Source organism: Pseudomonas sp. JAI115 (genome assembly GCF_014200835.1).
GTDB lineage: Bacteria > Pseudomonadota > Gammaproteobacteria > Pseudomonadales > Pseudomonadaceae > Aquipseudomonas > Aquipseudomonas putida_A.
The window spans coordinates 181,629-199,702 of record NZ_JACHCY010000007.1; the positions used below are offsets into that span (position 1 = coordinate 181,629).

Sequence of the window (18,074 nt, forward strand, 5' to 3'; positions counted from 1 at the left end):
CTTCAGCGGTCAGGCGCGATCAATTGGCAGAGTTTGGCGGTGGCATCGATCATTTGGCCGCTTGGGCGCTCAAGGCCTTTATCGGTAACCAACAGCAGTTTCCCCTGCTTCACTGCTGCCACCTGCGGCCAGTCTTTCCATGCATCGAGCTGGGCCTGCTCACCGGCCAGTATCACCTGCGGATCGCGCTGCAGCACCGCCTCGACACTCACCTGCGGCGCCGGCAAACTCAGATCGGCAAACACATTGCGTGCGCCACAGACTTCGAGCGCATCGCTGATGATCTGCCCGCCACCGACGGTGTACAGCGGCTTGTCCCAGACTTGATAGAACACGGTCAGCGGCGTGTCCCGGCGATAGCGTTGGCGCAGGTCATCGAGCTTCTGGCGCAGGTCCGCCGCCAGTTTCGTCCCACGCTCAGGTCGCCCCAGTTGCGCGGCAATCGTCTCGATCTGCGCAGACAGCTGTTCGAGATTGTGCGGCTCGGCGACGTAGGTCGGAATGTTCAGGCGTTTGAGCTGATCGCGTTGTGCCGGGCCGACACTGCCGGGCCACAGCAGCAGCAAATCGGGCTTCAAACTGAGCAGACGCTCCATGTCCAGCTGACCGTAGCGCCCCACTGAGGGGATATCCTTGAGCGCCGCCGGACGCTCGCCGGCATCGAGCACGCCAACCAGCAGATCGGCCGAGCCCAGCTCGATAACGATTTCCGACAGAGAAGGCGCGAGACTGACCACTCGCAGACTCGCCAGCACCGGGCCGGCGCAGGCCAGCAGCAGAACCGCCAGCCACAGACGACGCATCAGCCGAGTTGACGCGGGATGCGATAGAGGTAGAACAGCACCGCCGTGGACAACGCCAGCAGCATCAGCGGTACGGCTTCGAGGCCGACGAACACCGCCAGCGCACCGATCCATGCCGGCAATGCGGCCGCGAGGAATGCACTGCGACGCTGGGCCGCCAAGGCAATCCAGGCCGCCGGTTCATCAGGGGTGTCGAGGGCTTTCTGCGTGGCGATCAACGCGTGTTTGTAGCGCCCGAAGAACTTCAGGCTGACAAACATCGACGCAACGCCGGCGATGAACAATGGCATGGTCAGCACCGGCAGAATGCCCTCGCCCTGACCGAACAGCAGGTTCAGGACAAAAAGTGGCAGCAGCGCCAACGCCAGGTATTTCCACCAGTCGACCGCCAGACGGCGTCGCACCTGACCGCGGGTCACGCGCGGTCGACCTCGCCCTGATGCTCGTTGCCCATCATGTGGTCGAGCTTGCTGGCCTTGGTCGCCAGGTACAGTTTGTTGTGCGGGTTGTGGCCGGTGTGCAGCGGCACGCGCTCGGCGACGACGATGCCCATGTCGGTCAGGGCTTTGACCTTGCGCGGGTTGTTGGTCATCAGACGCAGCGACTTCACACCCAGATGCTCGAGCATCGGCAGGCACATGGCGTAGTCACGCTGATCGGCGGCAAAGCCCAGACGCTCGTTGGCTTCAACAGTGTCAGCGCCGCCGTCCTGCAACTCGTAGGCGCGGATCTTGTTCAGCAGACCGATGCCACGACCTTCCTGACGCAGGTACAGCAGCACGCCGCGGCCTTCGCGGGCGATGGCCTTGAGCGCCGCTTCGAGTTGCGAGCCGCAGTCGCAGCGCTGGCTGAACAGGGCGTCACCGGTCAGGCACTCGGAGTGCAACCGGCCGAGAACCGGGGCACCGTCGGCGAAATCACCCAGGCTCAGCACAACGTGCTCGCGGCCGGTAGCCTCATCGAGAAAACCGTGCATGGTGAATTGCGCAAAAGGCGTTGGCAGCTTGGAAGCGGCGACAAAAACGACAGGCACCGGTGTGCTCCTGATCTAAAAATTCTGAAAATTCGCAGGCCGGCATTGTAACAGCAGGTTCCTGCAGACGCTTAGGCTGAATTATCGGGCATAACGATCAAAAAGTTTGATAACACCCGGGCAGTGCAGATCCCTGTGGGAGCGAGCCTGCTCGCGAAGGCGTCGGTAGATTCAATCTCTGTGCTGCCTGACCCAGCGCTTTCGCGAGCAGGCTCGCTCCCACAGGGGGGGGCAGTGCTGCACACAAGATCTGCACTCAGTTCGGCTCGAACGGATACGGCTGCTTCCACTGTTCGAAAATTGGCTTCAGCTCGCCGCTCTTGATCAACTGCTCCATGCGCCGGTCGAACACTGTCATCAACATGCGCGCTTGCGGTGTGTTGGCGAAGCACAGGTACAGCGGCAGTTCGGCGATATGCGTCTTGCGAAACTGCGTCGGTTCCCTGGCCCGGCCAAGCACGTAATCGATTTCGGTCAAAGCATCGATGTAATAGTCGGCGCGGTTGTGGGTGAGCATCGAGAGGATCCCGGTACGTCGCACGACCTCGTTGAAGTTGCGTACGCCGGGTAGATAATTCTGATAGTCGTAACCACGAACCCAGGCCAGCCGATATTGACCGAGGGTTTCCGGGGTCGGTGCTGGATTACTTGCCAGGCCCAGGGCGTAGATGTGGTCGGTGTCGAAATTCCAGCGCGGATAGAGCAGGTCGCTGAATTCTTCATGATAAGAACCGACACAAGCATCGACCTCGCCACGCTGGGCCAGCCCAACTGAACGAGTGTATGGTTCGCTGCGAATGTCGAGTTTCACCCCGGCCGGTTCGAACACCTTGCGCAGCACGTCCCAGCCCAGGCCGTGGCCGTCGGCGGCGGTGTAGTCTTCCCAGTCTTCGCTGGCCAGATGGATGACCGCAGGCGTCGGCACGGCTTCTTGGGCACCGGCGACGGTGCTCAACAAGGTAAACATCACAAGCGCCAACCAGCGTCGAGCCATCCCTAGTTTCCTCACTTAACCCTGACGATCCGGATCAGGCGAAAATCCACACCAGTCCCTGCATTGCCAGCCAGGCGAATACGCCAGCCAGCACGTCGTCGAGCATGATGCCGACGCCGCCGTGGACATGCCGGTCGATCCAGCGAATCGGCCACGGCTTGAGAATGTCGAAGAAACGGAACACCAGGAACCCCGCGAGCAACCAGTACCAGCCCTCCGGCACCAGCCACAGGGTGATCCACATCCCGACCATTTCGTCCCAGACGATGCCTTCATGGTCGTGCACCCGCAGATCGTCGGCGACCTTGCCGCACAGCCAGAAGCCGAACAGCATGGTGATTCCGAGCATCAGCCAGTAACCCCAGTCGGGCAGCATCTGCCACAACGGGATAAAGGGTAGCGCAACTAACGAACCCCACGTGCCCGGCGCTTTCGGCAAGGTGCCGGAGCCAAAGCCGAACGCGAGGAAATGCCAGGGATTGCGCCAGACCGACGGCGGAACGAATTCGGCCGGAACCTGTTTCGGGTGATCTGTCACGGTGTCTCCTGAAAATGTTGATAACCCCGGATTTGCGGGGTGATGTCGTGTCCTTCGCGATCCAGCAGGACCACACCCTGGCCCTGCGCCACACGCCCGATCACATGGATCGGCCAGCCATCGGCCAGCAGTGCCGGCAACTCGACGGACGGTAGCGTGAAGGCCAGCACATAGTCATCGCCGCCGCTCAACGCCGCCCGTTCGGCACCGCGCTGACCGAGAAACGCCACTAAAGCATCGGACAACGGTACGCGCTCACGTTCAACTTTGAGGCGAACCTGCGAGGCCAGGGCGATATGCCCACAGTCGGCGAGCAGGCCGTCGGAGATATCGAGAGCCGCAGTGGCCTTGCCACGCAGCGCCTGACCAAGAGCCAGTTGCGGCTGAGGCGACCAGTAATGATCGAGCAACGGCTGGGCGATATCCGTTGCGGCTTCACGCTGGCCAAGCACCAGCGGCAAGGCACCGGCGGCATTGCCCAGCTCGCCGCCGACGCAGAGCAGATCGCCCGGTTGTGCGCCGCTGCGGGTCAAGGCCTGCCCGGCCGGCACCCGACCGAACACCGTGACCGTCAGGCTCAACGGCCCGCGCGTGGTGTCGCCGCCGACCAGCGCGATGCTGCAGCTCTGCGCCATGCGGTTCAAACCGTGGGCATAGGCTTGCAGCCAATCGGCGGTCACCGTCGGCACAGTCAGGGCAAGGGTAAAGGCAACGGGCGTGGCGCCCATGGCGGCCAGGTCGCTGACCGCAACGGCCAGCGAGCGCTGACCGAGCAGAAACGGATCGCAGGGATCGGCGAAGTGCACGCCGGCCACCAGCGTATCGGTGGAAATCGCCAGCTGTTCCCCGGGGGGAACCGCCAGCAAGGCGCAGTCGTCGCCGATCCCCAGAGCAACGCCCTCGCCGCCCTGCGCACAAGGCGCGGCGGCGAAGAAATTGCGGATCAGCTCAAACTCGCCCATGAGGTCTCAAGCGCGTATCAGCGCTTGAACGCCTTCACTTCAGCTTCACGCAGGCGCGGAGCCAGCTTGTCGAGTACGCCGTTGACGAACTTGTGGCCGTCGGTCGAACCGAAGACTTTCGCCAGCTCGATACCCTCGTTGATCACCACGCGGTACGGCACATCGACGCGCTTGAGCAGTTCCCAGGTGGACAGGCGCAGAACCGCCAGTTCAACCGGGTCCAGCTCTTCGATTTCTATGTCCAGGCACGGCTTGAGCGCGGTGTCGATTTCAGTCTTGAACTGCGGAACCCCGTGGAGGATTTCGCGGAAATACGCGCCGTCGACATCGGTGAAATCGTTATCAACGCGGAACTGCGCTTCGATCTCGTTCAGCGAAGCCTTGGCCATGTGCCACTGATACAGGGCCTGAGTCGCGAGCTGACGGGCTTCGCGACGCTTGACGCTCTTCGATGGCTTGCCGGCATCCGCAGGTTTCGGATCGCGCGGGTTGAAACGATCGCTATCGTCGCTAATCACTTGGCCTCCAACTGCGCCAGCAGGCTGACCATTTCCAGAGCGGACAGGGCAGCTTCAGCACCTTTGTTGCCAGCCTTGGTGCCGGAACGTTCGATGGCTTGCTCGATGGAATCAACGGTCAGGACGCCGAACGCGACCGGTACGCCGAACTCCATGGACACCTGGGCCAGACCCTTGGTGCACTCGCCTGCCACGTATTCGAAGTGTGGAGTGCCGCCACGAATGACCGCGCCGAGGGCGATGATGGCTGCGAACTCGCCTTTCTGGGCGACTTTCTGCGCAACCAGCGGGATTTCGAAGGCGCCAGGCGCGCGGATGATGGTGATGTCGCTTTCGCTCACGCCGTGGCGAACCAGGGCATCAACTGCACCGCTGACCAGGCTTTCAACCACGAAGCTGTTGAAACGGCCCACTACCAGAGCGTAGCGGCCTTTAGGGGCGATGAAGGTACCTTCGATGGTCTTCAGGGTCATTCGTCAGATCTCTTAAAGAGCCGGGACACGTTTCGTACGCATCCCTCAGTGATATTAGCCACAAATTCATGACCGGAAACACCGCATTGCTGTTCGACTACACCCCTGTGGCGAGGGGATTCATCCCCGATGGACTGCGCAGCAGTCCCAACCAAATAGGGCCGCTACGCAGCCCGTCGGGGATGAATCCCCTCACCACAAGGATCTACATCAACAATGCCGAATTCACCGGGTCATTATTCGGAGGGCACGTATTCTACAACTTCCAGATCGAAACCGGATATCGCATTAAATTTCATTGGCGCAGACATCAGGCGCATTTTGCGTACGCCGAGGTCACGCAGGATCTGCGAACCGGCACCGACGATGCTGTAAGTGGTCGGCTTTTTCACCGCCGCCTGATCAGCGGTTTCGCGGATATGCGCCAGCAACACATCGCCGTCCAGCGGGTGGCCGAGCAACAGCACCACACCGCTGCCGGCCTCGGCCACCGCAGCCATCGCGGCGCGCAGGCTCCAGCGGCCCGGTTGCTTGACCATCAGCAGGTCGCGCAGCGGATCCATGTTGTGCACGCGAACCAGGGTCGGTTCCTCGGCGCAAACGGTGCCCAGCGTGAGGGCCATGTGCACGTCGCCTTCCACCGAATCACGATAGGTCACCAGGTTGAATTGGCCCAGTTCGCTGTCCAGCGGCTGCTCGGCAATCCGCTGAACGGTACGTTCGTGGATCATCCGGTAGTGAATCAGGTCGGCGATGGTGCCGATCTTGATGTTGTGTTCGGCGGCGAACGCTTCCAGCTCAGCGCGACGGGACATGGTGCCGTCGTCGTTCATCACTTCGCAGATCACGCCGCTTGGTTCGAAACCGGCCATACGCGCCAGGTCGCAGGCGGCTTCAGTATGACCAGCGCGCGCCAGGGTGCCGCCGGCCTGGGCCATCAGAGGGAAGATGTGGCCCGGGCTGACGATGTCTTCAGCCTTGGCGTCTTTTGCCGCCGCCGCTTGCACGGTGCGCGCACGGTCGGCGGCGGAGATACCGGTGGTCACGCCTTCGGCGGCTTCGATCGACACGGTGAACTTGGTGCCGAAACCGGAACCGTTGCGCGGGGCCATCAACGGCAGCTTCAACAGTTCGCAGCGCTCGCGGCTCATCGGCATGCAGATCAGGCCACGGGCGTGCTTGGCCATGAAGTTGATGTGCTCGGCCTTGCAGCATTCGGCGGCCATGATCAGGTCGCCTTCGTTCTCGCGGTCTTCGTCATCCATGAGGATGACCATCTTGCCTTGGCGGATGTCTTCAACCAGTTCTTCGATGCTATTGAGCGCCACAAGGCACCCCCTTCAGTCAGGATTTGAGATAGCCGTTGGCGGCCAGAAAGCTTTCAGTAATACCGCCAGCGCTTGGCTCAGCAGCCTTGTCGCCGAGGAGCAAACGCTCCAGATAACGCGCCAGCAAATCGACTTCCAGGTTCACCCGGCGGCCCGGCTTGTAGGAAGCCATGATGGTTTCGCTCAAGGTGTGCGGAATGATCGTCAGCAGGAATTCGGCGCCATCGACCGCGTTCACGGTCAGGCTGGTGCCGTCGACGGTGATCGAGCCTTTATGGGCGATGTACTTGGCCAGTTCTTTCGGCGCGCGGATGCGAAATTCGACGGCGCGGGCATTGTCGCTGCGCGACACCACTTCGCCGACACCGTCGACGTGACCGCTGACCAGATGCCCGCCGAGACGGGTGGTCGGGGTCAGGGCTTTTTCCAGATTGACCGGGCTGCCGCTTTTCAGGTCATTCATGGCGGTGCAGTCGAGGGTTTCGCGGCTGACGTCGGCGGCAAAACCGTTGCCCGGCAGTTCAACCGCCGTCAGGCACACGCCGTTGACCGCGATGCTGTCGCCGAGTTTGACGTCGCTCAGGTCGAGCTTGCCGGTTTCGACATGCACCCGCACATCACCGCCCTTGGGGGTCAGTGCACGGATACTGCCGATGGATTCGATGATGCCGGTAAACATGGGGTTCTCCTTGAGAACGAAGCCAGCGCTAAGGCGATGGCCGGGAATTATACGCTCGCCGAAACGACTGGCGTCGCAGTGACTCGCCAGTCATCGCCAACCGCGCGGATTTCAGTGATTTTCAGCTCGGGAGCGTCCTTCATATAGGCCAGCGGCCAGTCCAGCAGCGGCCGCGCCGAGGAGCCGAGAAACTTGCCGGCGATGAAGATCACGAACTCATCGACCAGACCAAGCTGCGCGAACGCGCCGGCCAAGCGTGGGCCAGCCTCGACCAGCACTTCGTTGACGCCACGGTTGGCCAGTTCGATGAGCAACTGATGCAGATCGACCTGACCGTCGTCACCCGGCACGATCAGGCATTCCGGGCCATTGGCGTATTGCTCTTCGACCGCCATGCAGGTGGCGACCAGCGCCGGGCCGGCCTTGAAGAACGGCGCATCCAACGGCACCCGCAAGCGCCCGTCGATCAGCACCCGCAGCGGCGGACGGCTCATGGCCCGTGCGGTTTGTTCGGCATCCAGACCCAGTTCGTCGGCGCGCACGGTCAGGCGCGCGCCGTCGGCCAGTACGGTGTCGGCGCCGGTCAACACCACGGCCGCCTGTGCGCGCAAACGCTGCACGGCGGAACGCGCGGCCGGGCCGGTGATCCACTGGCTCTCGCCACTTTCCATCGCCGTGCGCCCGTCGAGACTCATCGCCAACTTGACCCGCACGAACGGCAAGCCATGTTCCATGCGCTTCAGGAAACCTTGATTGAGCTGGCGCGCCTCGACTTCCAGCACGCCGCTTTCGGTGGCGATCCCGGCATCGCTCAGACGCTGCAAGCCACGCCCGGCGACCTGTGGGTTCGGATCGCGCATCGCGGCGACCACCCGAGCCACCCCGGCAGTCACCAACGCATCGGCGCACGGCGGTGTGCGGCCATGGTGGCTGCACGGCTCAAGGGTCACGTAAGCCGTGGCGCCCCGGGCCAGTTCACCGGCAGCGCGCAGGGCGTGGACCTCGGCGTGGGGTTCGCCGGCGCGCTCGTGAAAGCCTTCGCCGACAATCTGCCCGTCACGCACGATCACGCAGCCAACCCGTGGATTGGGATGGGTGGTGTAGTGGCCCTTGCGCGCCAGTTCCAGCGCGCGCGCCATGAAGTGGGCGTCGAGGATCGCCTGCTCGGCGGCGCGGGTCATTCTTTCACCGGTTCGCGGGCGAGGCGGTCGATCTCTTCACGGAACTCGTTGAGGTCCTGGAAGCGCCGGTACACCGAAGCGAAACGGATGTAGGCCACCTCATCGAGCTTTTGCAGCTCGGCCATCACCAGTTCGCCGACCACGAGGGATTTGACCTCGCGCTCGCCGGTGGCGCGCAGCTTGTGCTTGATGTGAACCAGAGAGGATTCGAGGCGCTCGACGCTCACCGGACGTTTCTCCAGCGCGCGTTGCATGCCGGCGCGGAGTTTTTCTTCGTCGAACGGTTGGCGGCTGCCGTCGGTTTTGATCAGGCGCGGCAACACCAGTTCGGCCGTCTCGAATGTCGTGAAACGTTCGCCGCAGGCCAGGCATTCACGCCGGCGGCGCACCTGTTCGCCCTCGGCGACCAGACGCGAGTCGATGACCTTGGTGTCGTTGGCACCGCAGAAGGGACAGTGCATGGTGGCTGGCAACAAAAAAAGGGAGGGCCATGGTAGCGCATCCCGGTGGCAAGACAAGCCATAGGGTTTGCGGTATACAGACTGCCATGATCGTTTGATCCACGGATTTCATTTTCTGGAGCTGCCAATGTCGCTACGACCGCTCGTTTTGCTCAGTCTTTTCGCCCTGCTGGTGGCCTGCGGCAGCGACAAGCCCAAACCGCAACCGCCAACACCGGGACCTGCACCACAACAGGCGCAGAAAAAAGCCCGCGAGGCCGCTGATCTTGGTCCGCTGCCGGCCTATCAACGGGAACTGAGCGGCACCCTGCAAGGCGTGCCGGCCGGGGCCGAAGTCGAACTGGCGCTGCTGGTGATCGATGAAAAGTCGCGCCCGCAACAACTGCTCGCCAGTTCCAGCCTGATCGGCAACAACCAGATTCTGCCGTTTCGCCTGCGCTTCAATCCGGAAGCCTTCCCGGCCGGCGCACGGGTTGAGCTGCGCGGGCGAGCCACGCAGTCCGGTCAGTTGATCCTGCACCTGCCGTCGCAAACCATCACCCAGCCGACCACTCAGGCGCTTGGCCAGCTGCAATTTGTCAAAGCACCTTGACCGTACCGCTCGACCTGCAACAGGCGTTGGGTGAATTGCTCGGTGATGCGCGGCTCAAGGCCTGTGCATTGCCGGGCACCGATTTGCAGCTGTGGCTGATCGACGGTGACAACATGCACCGCGAGTTCAGCCCGGATGAAACCCGACGCATCCTTCACGAGCCGCCCTATTGGAGTTTCTGCTGGGCCAGCGGCCTGGCGGTGGCGCGCTATCTGGCCGAGTTCCCGGAATGGGTGCGCGGCAAGCGGGTGCTGGATTTCGGCGCCGGCTCCGGGATCGCCGCGATTGCTGCGGTGAAGGCCGGGGCTTTGGAGGTGGTGGCCTGTGATCTGGATCCGCTGGCGATTGCTGCGTGCCGGGCCAATGCTCAACTCAATGATGTGCAGATGAGTTATTCGACGGACTTCTTTGCCGAGGCTGATCGCTTCGATCTGATTCTGGTGGCGGACGTGCTCTACGACCGCGAGAACCTGCCGCTGCTCGATGCGTTTCTCAGCCGTGGCCGCGAGGCGCTGGTGGCGGATTCACGGGTCCGGGATTTTCGCCATCCGTTGTATGAGCGAATCGAAATGCTTGAGGCGATGACCTTGCCGGATCTGGCGGAGCCGGAAGAGTTCAGACATGTCAGTCTTTACCATGCGCGGCGTGACTAAAAGCTTCGCGAGCAGGCTCGCTCCCACAGGGGTAACGCATTCCAAATGTGGGAGCGAGCCTGCTCGCGAAAGCATTCTGGCAGGCAACACACCTCTCAAAGACTGACCGCTTCCGGCCACACCCCGCCAAGCCGTATAGTTGCCCCATCCACGCTTTTACGAGATCCCCCATGAGTCAGCAAACGCCGTACATCTTCGACGCCACGACTGCCGATTTCGACCAGTCGGTGATCGAAGCCTCCTTCAACAAACCGGTGCTGGTGGATTTCTGGGCCGAGTGGTGTGCGCCGTGCAAGGCGTTGATGCCGATGCTGCAAGGCATTGCCGAGAGCTATCAGGGCGAACTGCTGCTGGCCAAGGTCAACTGCGACATCGAACAGGACATCGTCGCCCGCTTCGGCATCCGCAGCCTGCCAACCGTGGTGCTGTTCAAGGACGGTCAACCGGTGGACGGTTTTGCCGGTGCGCAACCGGAATCCGCAGTGCGCGCGTTGCTTGAGCCGCATGTGCAAATGCCGCCGCCGGCCGCCGCCGATCCGTTCGAACAGGCGCAGGCGCTGTTCGATGAAGGGCGTTTCGCTGACGCGGAAGCGGCGCTGGTGGTCATGCTCACCGAAGACAACAGCAACGCCAAGGCGCTGATCCTCTACGCCCGCTGCCTGACCGAGCGCGGCGAACTGGGCGAAGCGCAAACCGTGCTCGACGCGGTCAAGAGCGATGAGCACAAGGCTGCACTGGCCGGGGCCAAGGCGCAGATCAAGTTCCTGGGACTTGCCCGTGATCTGCCGGATGCTGCCGACCTCAAGGCGCGTCTGGCCAAAGATCCGCAAGACGACGAAGCGGTGTATCAACTGGCGATCCAGCAACTGGCGCGTCAGCAATACGAAGCGGCGCTGGAGGCGTTGCTCAAGCTGTTCATCCGTAACCGTAGCTACGGCGAAGGGTTGCCGCACAAGACGTTGCTGCAGGTGTTCGAACTGCTGGGCAACGATCATCCGCTGGTGACCGCTTACCGGCGCAAGGTCTTCGCTGCGCTGTACTAACCGCTCACTCGACCCAGCTGTAGAGCGGCGTATCGCCGCCGCTCGCCACTTTCACCTGTGAACTGTGGCGCAAGCGCACCAGCAGGCGTTTGCCTGCGGCCGCGCTGCCGGTCAATCCCTCAAGCTGCTCCAGAAGATCTGGCCCGCTGAGTTGCCCGGCCTTGCGCAACAGATCCTGCGCGACGTGCCACAACGCATCGTCCTGGTTCAGTGGCTTCACTGCCGGCGTGCTCAATGCCGCTTCAGGCTGATCGCCCTGCGGCTGCGCGCCAAGGGCTGCGCCGAGCTTCGCCCAATCACTGTCATCCAGCTCCACCGTCAAATCCACCGGCGTCGCGCCGACGGTTCCGCGTATCCGCAACATCTGCTTCGCTCCTGCACATTTCTGACCTGCATGCTCCCACGGGACTTGTGCAACGCCAAGCGCACGGGCAAACTCTGCGAACTTTCGTTATAAGATTACATAACAAACTCTTCACTTTACTTTCCGGAGACCGCCATGCGTCGTCTGCTGCTCGCTTTGCCGTTTGCCCTGTTGCCGCTGGCCATCGCCCATGCCGCCGATGAGCACGATCATGACCATGAGCACGGCAGCCTCGGGGCCCACGAACACGGTGTAGGCCGACTGAACGCCGCACTCGACGGCCAGACCCTGGAGCTGGAACTGGAAAGCCCGGCGATGAACCTGGTGGGCTTCGAACACGCCGCCGCCAGCGACGCCGACAAAGCCAAAGTCGTGGCCGCGCGCACCAAACTGGAAAACCCGCTGGCGCTGTTCAGCCTGCCAGCCGCCGCCGGTTGCAAGGTCACCAGCCAGGAACTGGAAAGCCCGCTGTTCGGCGACAAACCGGCTGCCGACGAGCATGACGATGATGACCACGACGAAGATGCCAAGGGTGGTGAAGCGCATCACCACGATCACAGCGAAATCCACGCGCACTATCAATTTACCTGCGCGGCCCCGGGTGCTCTGAAGACGCTGGATCTGGCGAACATCTTCAATACCTTCCCGGCCACCCAGAAAATTCAGGTACAACTGATCGGGCCGAGCGGCCAGCAAGGTACCGAAGTGACGGCCAAGGCGGCTGCCTTGAATTTCTGATCACACCGATAATCCCCTGTGGGAGCGGGCTTGCTCGCGAATGCGGTGTGTCAGTCAACATAGATTTGGCTGATCCACCGCGTTCGCGAGCAAGCCCGCTCCCACAGGGTTATGTGTTCACTCCATGAAATTGGTGCCATGACCCAAGCACTCATCGAACTGTCCGACCTGGGCTTCAACTGGCCCGGTCACCCGCCGCTGCTGGACATCCCGACGTTTCGCCTGGAACCGGGCGAAACCCTGTTCCTCAAAGGCCCCAGCGGCAGTGGCAAGACCACCCTGCTCGGCCTGCTCGGTGGCGTGCAGAAGCCCGGTCGCGGCAGCATTCGTCTGCTCGGCCAGGAACTGACCGAACTCGGTGCCGGCGCCCGCGACCGCTTTCGCGTCGATCACACCGGCTACATCTTCCAGCAGTTCAACCTGCTGCCGTTTCTCTCGGTGCGTGAGAACGTCGAGTTGCCGTGTCACTTCTCCAAACTGCGTGCCGAACGGGCGAAACAGCGTCACGGCAGCGTCGATCAGGCCGCCGCCACCCTGCTCGCCCACTTGGGCCTGAAAGATGAAAGCATCCTCGGTCGTCGCGCCGATTCGCTGTCGATCGGTCAGCAGCAACGGGTCGCCGCCGCTCGTGCCTTGATCGGCCAACCGGAACTGGTGATCGCCGACGAACCGACCTCGGCGCTGGATTACGACGCCCGGGAAAACTTTATCCGTCTGCTGTTCGCCGAATGCCGCGAAGCCGGATCGAGCCTGTTGTTCGTCAGCCACGACCAGAGCCTGGCGCCGCTGTTCGACCGCCACCTGTCCTTGGCCGAGCTCAATCGCGCCGCCACGTCTGCCGAGGTCTGAGATGTATCTGTTTCGTCTGGCCATGGCCAGCCTGGCCAACCGCCGCTTTACCGCCCTGCTCACCGCGTTCGCGATCGCCCTGTCGGTGTGCCTGTTGCTCGCCGTCGAGCGCGTGCGCACCGAGGCCAAGGCCAGTTTCGCCAGCACCATCAGCGGCACAGACCTGATCGTCGGCGCCCGTTCAGGTTCGGTGAACCTGCTGCTGTATTCGGTGTTCCGCATCGGCAACGCGACCAACAACATCCGCTGGGACAGCTTCGAACACTTCGCCAGCAACCCGAAGGTGAAGTGGGCGATCCCGATGTCCCTCGGCGATTCACATCGCGGCTACCGGGTGATGGGCACCACCGAAGCCTATTTCGAGCACTACCAATACGGCCGCCAGCAGCATCTGGAACTGGCCGACGGCCGCGCATTTGCCACCGACCCGTTCGAAGTGGTGCTCGGCGCCGAAGTCGCCGAAGCGCTGCATTACAAACTCGGCGATCAACTGGTGCTGGCCCACGGGGTGGCGGCTATCAGTCTGGTCAAACACGACGACAAACCGTTCACCGTGGTCGGCATTCTCAAGCGCACCGGCACGCCGGTAGATCGCACGTTGCACATCAGCCTCGGCGGCATGGAGGCGATTCACATCGACTGGCACAACGGCGTGCCGGCGCGCGGCAACGGCCGGATCACCGCAGATCAGGCACGCAACATGGATCTGACGCCACAGGCGATCACCGCGTTCATGCTCGGCCTCAACAGCAAGATTTCCACCTTCGCCCTGCAACGCGAGATCAACGAATACCGCGGTGAGCCGATGTTGGCGATCCTGCCGGGCGTGGCCTTGCAGGAGTTGTGGAGCCTGATGAGTACCGCTGAAAAGGCGCTGTTCGTGGTCTCGCTGTTCGTGGTGCTGACCGGGTTGATCGGCATGCTCACGGCGATTCTCACCAGCCTCAACGAGCGCCGCCGGGAGATGGCGATTTTGCGTTCGGTCGGCGCGCGGCCGTGGCACATCGCGAGCCTGCTGGTGCTGGAGGCCTTCGCGCTGGCGCTGACCGGGGTGATCGCAGGACTGGCATTGCTGTACATCGGCATCGCCGCCGCGCAGGGCTATGTGCAGGCCAATTACGGTTTGTATCTGCCGCTGGCGTGGCCGAGCGAGTATGAATGGACGCTGCTCGGTGGCATTCTGGCGGCCGCGCTGCTGATGGGCAGCGTGCCGGCCTGGCGCGCGTATCGCCAATCCCTGGCCGATGGCCTGTCGATCCGTTTATGAGGATGTTCACCATGCCCCGCGCCGTGCTTGCGCTGCTGTTGCTGGTTGCCCTGCCTGTGTGGGCAGCGGCGCCGAAAGACCTGACCTGGTCGGAGATGATCCCGCCAGACGCCGCGCCGGAAGTGCCGAACATGACGCCATTGCACGACATGTCGAAGATGAGTGATGCGCTCTCGGCCGAGTCGGCGCCAGCCGCCAAGCAGGACATGCCCAACGCGCCGGTGGTGCAGAGTCTCGACGGGCAGAACATCCGCCTGCCGGGTTACATCGTGCCGCTGGAAGTCAACGAAGAGGGCCGCACCACCGATTTCCTGCTGGTGCCGTATTTCGGCGCTTGCATCCATGTGCCGCCACCGCCATCGAACCAGATCGTGCATGTGAAAAGCGAGCTGGGCGTGAAGCTCGACGAGCTGTATCAGCCGTACTGGGTCGAGGGACCGTTGCAGGTCAAGGCGTCCACCAGCGAACTGGCCGATGCCGGGTATCAGATGGCGGCTGACAAGATTTATGTGTATGAGCTGCCGGAGTGAATCCCGGTAGTTTTTGTATTGTTTGATCCGTCCTCTTCGCGAGCAAGCCCGCTCCACAGGTGACCGCGTTCCAAAGTGGGAGCGGGCTTGCTCGCGAAGGGGCCGGCCAAGGTTCCACAAAAAACCGCGGCATCACTGTTTCATTGAGCTGAGTCAAAAGACCGTATCAGTTGGCTTCATACCATAGGACATCAGACACTTTTAACGTCCTTTTGGAGCCCCCATGAACAAGTCCTTGCTCAGCGCCTCGCTGTTTGCCCTCGCGCTCGCAGCCCCGCTCGCCCACGCTCACGAAGCCGGCGACATCATCGTTCGCGCCGGTGCGATCACCGTCAACCCGAAGGCCGACAGCTCCAATGTCAAGGTCGATCAGGGTCCGTTGAGCGGCACCAACCTGGGCGGCAAGGCGACCATGAGCAGCGATACCCAACTGGGTCTGAACTTCGCCTACATGCTGACCAACAACATCGGGATCGAGTTGCTGGCGGCCTCGCCGTTCGAGCATGACGTTAAAATCAAAGGCACCGCGCTGCCAGCTGCCAACGGCAAACTCGGCACCCTGAAACACCTGCCGCCCACCCTCAGCGTCGTGTACTACCCGCTGGATGCGAAATCGCCATTCCAGCCGTACATCGGTGGCGGCATCAACTACACCTGGATCTACGACGAGCACGTCGGCAGCGAAGCCCAGTCCAACGGCTTCAGCAACTTCAAGGCGAAAAACTCCTGGGGCCTGGCCTGGCAGGTCGGCGCCGACTACATGCTGACCGACAACATCATGCTCAACGCCCAGGTGCGCTACATCGACATCGATACTCGAGCCACCGTCGAGAACAACGCCGTGGCGCCGGGCACCCGTGCCAAGGTCAATGTTGATGTCGATCCGTTTGTGTACATGGTGGGTCTGGGCTACAAGTTCTAAGGCAGATTCAACCAGGAACGTTCACGTGGTGGTGAATGAGGCTTTGGGTGAGCAGGCTTAGAACTGACGACGATCACTTCTTGATCGATCGGGGATAAATCCCCTCGCCACAGGATTAGCGACAAATTCCGGCCGTGAAAAAGGCGCCTGTAAAAAGGCGCCTTTTTCATGTCTGCGGTAAACCTATTTGCCGAGCAACCGCGCCAGCCCCACACGCATCGGCGTCGGCTCTGGCAGCTTGAAGCGTTGCAGCAAACGCGCGTTATTCGCCCGCGAGTGACGGATGTCGCCGGAGCGCGCCGGGCCGTAGCTGACCGGGGGCAACTCGCCGACCACTTCCTGCAGCGCTTGCAGCATCTGCTTGAGGTTCATTGCCTGATTCCAGCCGACGTTCATCGCCCCCACTTCCACTTCAGGCTTGTCGATCGCTTGCACCAGCACGTCGACCAGATCCTCGACATAGAGGAAATCGCGGGTCTGCTCGCCATCGCCGAACACCGTGATCGGCAGGCCTTTCTGTGCCCGCTCGCTGAAGATGCTGATGACCCCGGAGTACGGCGAAGAGGGATCCTGGCGCGGGCCGAAGATGTTGAAGAAGCGGAAGATCACCGGCTCCAGACCATGCTGACGACGGTAGAAATCGAAGTAGTGCTCGCCGGCCAATTTGTCCGAGGCATATGGCGTCAGCGGGGCTTTTGGCGTCTCTTCGTCAATCGACTCGCCTTCACCGTTGTTACCGTACACCGCTGCGCTCGAGGCGTAGAGCACGCGCTTGACCCCGGCCTGGCGCATGGCTTCGCAGACATTCAGGGTGCCGATGAAATTGCTCTGGTGGGTCTTCACCGGATCGTCCACCGACGCCTGCACCGAGGCCACCGCCGCCAAATGCGCGACAGCGCTGCAGCCTTGCATGGCCTGCGCGACCAGCGCGGCATCGGCGACGTCACCGACGATCAGTTCGACCTTCGGGTTGTCCAGCGGCAGGTTGCTGCGTTTGCCGGTCGACAGATCATCGAGAATCCGCACCGAGTGGCCGGTGGCGAGCAACGCGTCAGTCAGGTGCGAGCCGATGAAACCGGCGCCGCCGGTGATTAAAACAGGGCCTTCAGCCATGACGATAAAACCTATCCAGTAAAGCCGGGAGTGCGGCGCGCCAGGCGCGGGGCTTGATCCCGAAAGTGTGCAGAATTTTCTTGCAGGCGAGTACCGCGTGCTGCGGTTCCTCGGCGGCGTCCGGCCGCGCGGCGTGGGCCTGAGCGGTCGGTGCTTCGATTGCCAGCGGATGCAGACTGCGCGCTTCGGTCAGAATCGCCTGGCCGAGCGCCAGCGGCGTGGTCGCTTCGTGGCCGGCGTAATGGTAAGTGCCCCACAGCGGCGCTGCGCAATCGAGTTGCTTGAGCACCGAAATGATCACCCGTGCCGCGTCATCCACCGGGGTCGGATTGCCCCGGCGGTCATCGGCCATGAGCAATTCGTCCGGTTGTTCGGCGCGGGCGAGGAAGCGCCCGAGGGTGCCTTCAGGGCTGTCATCGAGCAGCCAGCCGAAGCGCAGCAACACGTGTTGCGGGCAAGTGGCGCGGACACTTTGTTCGATCCGCCACAGCGCCTGACCGCGCAGGCCCAACGGCACCGGCTCGTCCTTTTCGCTGTAGGCGGTCGCACGCGAACCGTCGAACACCCGATAGCTGGAAGGCTGCACGAGGATGATGTTGTGGTGCTGGCACAGCTCGGCCAGCCGTTCGATGGCGCGTTCCTGCCCGGCCAGACGGCTTTCGCTGACGGTCTCGGCCTGGAACCAGTCGAAATAGTAGGCGAGGTTGATCAACGCATCCGGACGGGTATCGTCGAGCAGTTGCGTCAGGCTCGCGGCATCCCAGCCGTCTTCTGGCGGGCGGGGGGCGAGGAAACCGATGTCTTCTTCCGCACCGAGGCGAATCAGCGCCTGCCCAAGGGCATTTCCGCCGCCCAGTAACATAAGGCGCATTCGCATAGAGTCAGCAGGCCCAGTCTGATTGGAACGATGGCTTTAGCGACGGTGCTTGTGACACCCGTCGTCGATAATTGCCGGAATCGTTGCATTTTGCGGGTTTAGTGCGCAACCGTCACCCGTAAAGTGTAGATCGCCGGGAATTGTGCTGAATCAACT

At 62.4% G+C, this 18,074-nt stretch carries 23 protein-coding genes; 8 read left to right on the forward strand and 15 right to left on the reverse strand.

Translation table 11 applies throughout. The features are described 5' to 3' along the window. Window positions 1-2: 2 nt before the first annotated feature. The 12 genes from HDC30_RS18050 to nrdR form a co-directional block, all read right to left on the reverse strand. Window positions 3-803 carry a cobalamin-binding protein gene (locus tag HDC30_RS18050; RefSeq protein WP_183784247.1) on the reverse strand — a complete coding sequence of 267 codons (801 nt, stop codon included), beginning with the start codon at window positions 801-803 and terminating at the stop codon, window positions 3-5. Further along, window positions 803-1,222 carry an MFS transporter gene (locus HDC30_RS18055; protein WP_115988800.1) on the reverse strand — a complete coding sequence of 140 codons (420 nt, stop codon included), beginning with the start codon at window positions 1,220-1,222 and terminating at the stop codon, window positions 803-805. Before HDC30_RS18055 ends, HDC30_RS18050 begins: the two co-directional genes overlap by 1 nt. Next, window positions 1,219-1,836: a GTP cyclohydrolase II gene (gene ribA / locus HDC30_RS18060; RefSeq protein WP_027612931.1), complete on the reverse strand. Its 618-nt coding sequence runs from the start codon at window positions 1,834-1,836 to the stop codon at window positions 1,219-1,221. The genes HDC30_RS18055 and ribA overlap by 4 nt, the downstream gene beginning before the upstream one ends. Before the next feature lie 256 nt (window positions 1,837-2,092). Further along, window positions 2,093-2,830 (reverse strand): ABC transporter substrate-binding protein, encoded by a 738-nt coding sequence (locus tag HDC30_RS18065; RefSeq protein ID WP_183784249.1) that lies wholly within the window; start codon window positions 2,828-2,830, stop codon window positions 2,093-2,095. Window positions 2,831-2,864: 34 nt separating this feature from the next. Beyond that, window positions 2,865-3,368 carry a phosphatidylglycerophosphatase A gene (locus HDC30_RS18070; protein ID WP_007910933.1) on the reverse strand — a complete coding sequence of 168 codons (504 nt, stop codon included), beginning with the start codon at window positions 3,366-3,368 and terminating at the stop codon, window positions 2,865-2,867. Further along, a complete protein-coding gene (gene thiL / locus HDC30_RS18075) occupies window positions 3,365-4,330 on the reverse strand; it encodes a thiamine-phosphate kinase (RefSeq protein ID WP_115988798.1) in 966 nt (321 codons plus the stop codon). The genes HDC30_RS18070 and thiL overlap by 4 nt, the downstream gene beginning before the upstream one ends. A gap of 17 nt (window positions 4,331-4,347) precedes the next feature. Then, window positions 4,348-4,848 carry a transcription antitermination factor NusB gene (gene nusB / locus HDC30_RS18080; protein WP_123588845.1) on the reverse strand — a complete coding sequence of 167 codons (501 nt, stop codon included), beginning with the start codon at window positions 4,846-4,848 and terminating at the stop codon, window positions 4,348-4,350. Beyond that, a complete protein-coding gene (gene ribE / locus HDC30_RS18085; protein ID WP_003228649.1) occupies window positions 4,845-5,321 on the reverse strand; it encodes a 6,7-dimethyl-8-ribityllumazine synthase in 477 nt (158 codons plus the stop codon). The genes nusB and ribE overlap by 4 nt, the downstream gene beginning before the upstream one ends. 236 nt (window positions 5,322-5,557) lie before the next feature. Continuing rightward, window positions 5,558-6,649 carry a bifunctional 3,4-dihydroxy-2-butanone-4-phosphate synthase/GTP cyclohydrolase II gene (gene ribBA / locus HDC30_RS18090; protein ID WP_007966103.1) on the reverse strand — a complete coding sequence of 364 codons (1,092 nt, stop codon included), beginning with the start codon at window positions 6,647-6,649 and terminating at the stop codon, window positions 5,558-5,560. 16 nt (window positions 6,650-6,665) lie between these two features. Beyond that, window positions 6,666-7,328 carry a riboflavin synthase gene (locus tag HDC30_RS18095; RefSeq protein ID WP_095139117.1) on the reverse strand — a complete coding sequence of 221 codons (663 nt, stop codon included), beginning with the start codon at window positions 7,326-7,328 and terminating at the stop codon, window positions 6,666-6,668. 47 nt (window positions 7,329-7,375) lie between these two features. Then, window positions 7,376-8,509, reverse strand: a complete 1,134-nt coding sequence (gene ribD / locus HDC30_RS18100; RefSeq protein ID WP_183784251.1) for a bifunctional diaminohydroxyphosphoribosylaminopyrimidine deaminase/5-amino-6-(5-phosphoribosylamino)uracil reductase RibD — start codon at window positions 8,507-8,509, stop codon at window positions 7,376-7,378. Continuing rightward, entirely contained in the window at window positions 8,506-8,970 is a 465-nt protein-coding gene (gene nrdR, locus HDC30_RS18105) for a transcriptional regulator NrdR (RefSeq protein WP_003228656.1), read from the reverse strand. Before nrdR ends, ribD begins: the two co-directional genes overlap by 4 nt. A gap of 127 nt (window positions 8,971-9,097) precedes the next feature. Here nrdR and HDC30_RS18110 point away from each other — a divergent pair, with 127 nt between their 5' ends. From HDC30_RS18110 to trxA, 3 genes are all read left to right on the forward strand, one after another. After that, window positions 9,098-9,562, forward strand: coding sequence for a YbaY family lipoprotein (locus HDC30_RS18110; RefSeq protein WP_027612936.1), 465 nt, complete (start codon window positions 9,098-9,100; stop codon window positions 9,560-9,562). Next, the gene (locus tag HDC30_RS18115) at window positions 9,559-10,215 is read left to right on the forward strand and encodes a methyltransferase (protein ID WP_097089378.1); all 657 of its coding nucleotides are present in this window, start codon (window positions 9,559-9,561) and stop codon (window positions 10,213-10,215) included. Before HDC30_RS18110 ends, HDC30_RS18115 begins: the two co-directional genes overlap by 4 nt. A 170-nt stretch (window positions 10,216-10,385) precedes the next feature. Then, window positions 10,386-11,258: a thioredoxin gene (gene trxA / locus HDC30_RS18120; RefSeq protein ID WP_096796332.1), complete on the forward strand. Its 873-nt coding sequence runs from the start codon at window positions 10,386-10,388 to the stop codon at window positions 11,256-11,258. Between the two features lie 4 nt (window positions 11,259-11,262). Here the strand turns inward: trxA and HDC30_RS18125 are convergent, their stop codons facing one another. Beyond that, entirely contained in the window at window positions 11,263-11,622 is a 360-nt protein-coding gene (locus HDC30_RS18125; RefSeq protein WP_183784253.1) for a hypothetical protein, read from the reverse strand. Window positions 11,623-11,757: 135 nt separating this feature from the next. On the opposite strand from HDC30_RS18125, the gene HDC30_RS18130 reads away from it, so the two are divergent. The 5 genes from HDC30_RS18130 (at window position 11,758) to HDC30_RS18150 (ending at window position 15,928) form a co-directional block, all read left to right on the forward strand. After that, window positions 11,758-12,360, forward strand: coding sequence for a DUF2796 domain-containing protein (locus HDC30_RS18130; protein WP_150368199.1), 603 nt, complete (start codon window positions 11,758-11,760; stop codon window positions 12,358-12,360). 138 nt (window positions 12,361-12,498) lie between these two features. After that, window positions 12,499-13,209, forward strand: a complete 711-nt coding sequence (locus HDC30_RS18135; protein ID WP_108183942.1) for an ABC transporter ATP-binding protein — start codon at window positions 12,499-12,501, stop codon at window positions 13,207-13,209. Window position 13,210: 1 nt separating this feature from the next. Further along, window positions 13,211-14,476 (forward strand): ABC transporter permease, encoded by a 1,266-nt coding sequence (locus HDC30_RS18140; RefSeq protein WP_064589441.1) that lies wholly within the window; start codon window positions 13,211-13,213, stop codon window positions 14,474-14,476. Window positions 14,477-14,487: 11 nt separating this feature from the next. Further along, window positions 14,488-15,006, forward strand: coding sequence for a DUF3299 domain-containing protein (locus HDC30_RS18145; RefSeq protein ID WP_003228673.1), 519 nt, complete (start codon window positions 14,488-14,490; stop codon window positions 15,004-15,006). Between the two features lie 223 nt (window positions 15,007-15,229). Next, the gene (locus tag HDC30_RS18150) at window positions 15,230-15,928 is read left to right on the forward strand and encodes an OmpW family protein (RefSeq protein ID WP_027612943.1); all 699 of its coding nucleotides are present in this window, start codon (window positions 15,230-15,232) and stop codon (window positions 15,926-15,928) included. 183 nt (window positions 15,929-16,111) lie between these two features. On the opposite strand, the gene HDC30_RS18155 is transcribed toward HDC30_RS18150, so the two are convergent. Beyond that, window positions 16,112-17,041 carry an NAD-dependent epimerase/dehydratase family protein gene (locus tag HDC30_RS18155; protein ID WP_150368202.1) on the reverse strand — a complete coding sequence of 310 codons (930 nt, stop codon included), beginning with the start codon at window positions 17,039-17,041 and terminating at the stop codon, window positions 16,112-16,114. After that, window positions 17,034-17,918: a sugar nucleotide-binding protein gene (locus tag HDC30_RS18160; RefSeq protein ID WP_041074483.1), complete on the reverse strand. Its 885-nt coding sequence runs from the start codon at window positions 17,916-17,918 to the stop codon at window positions 17,034-17,036. The genes HDC30_RS18155 and HDC30_RS18160 overlap by 8 nt, the downstream gene beginning before the upstream one ends. Window positions 17,919-18,074 lie beyond the last annotated feature (156 nt).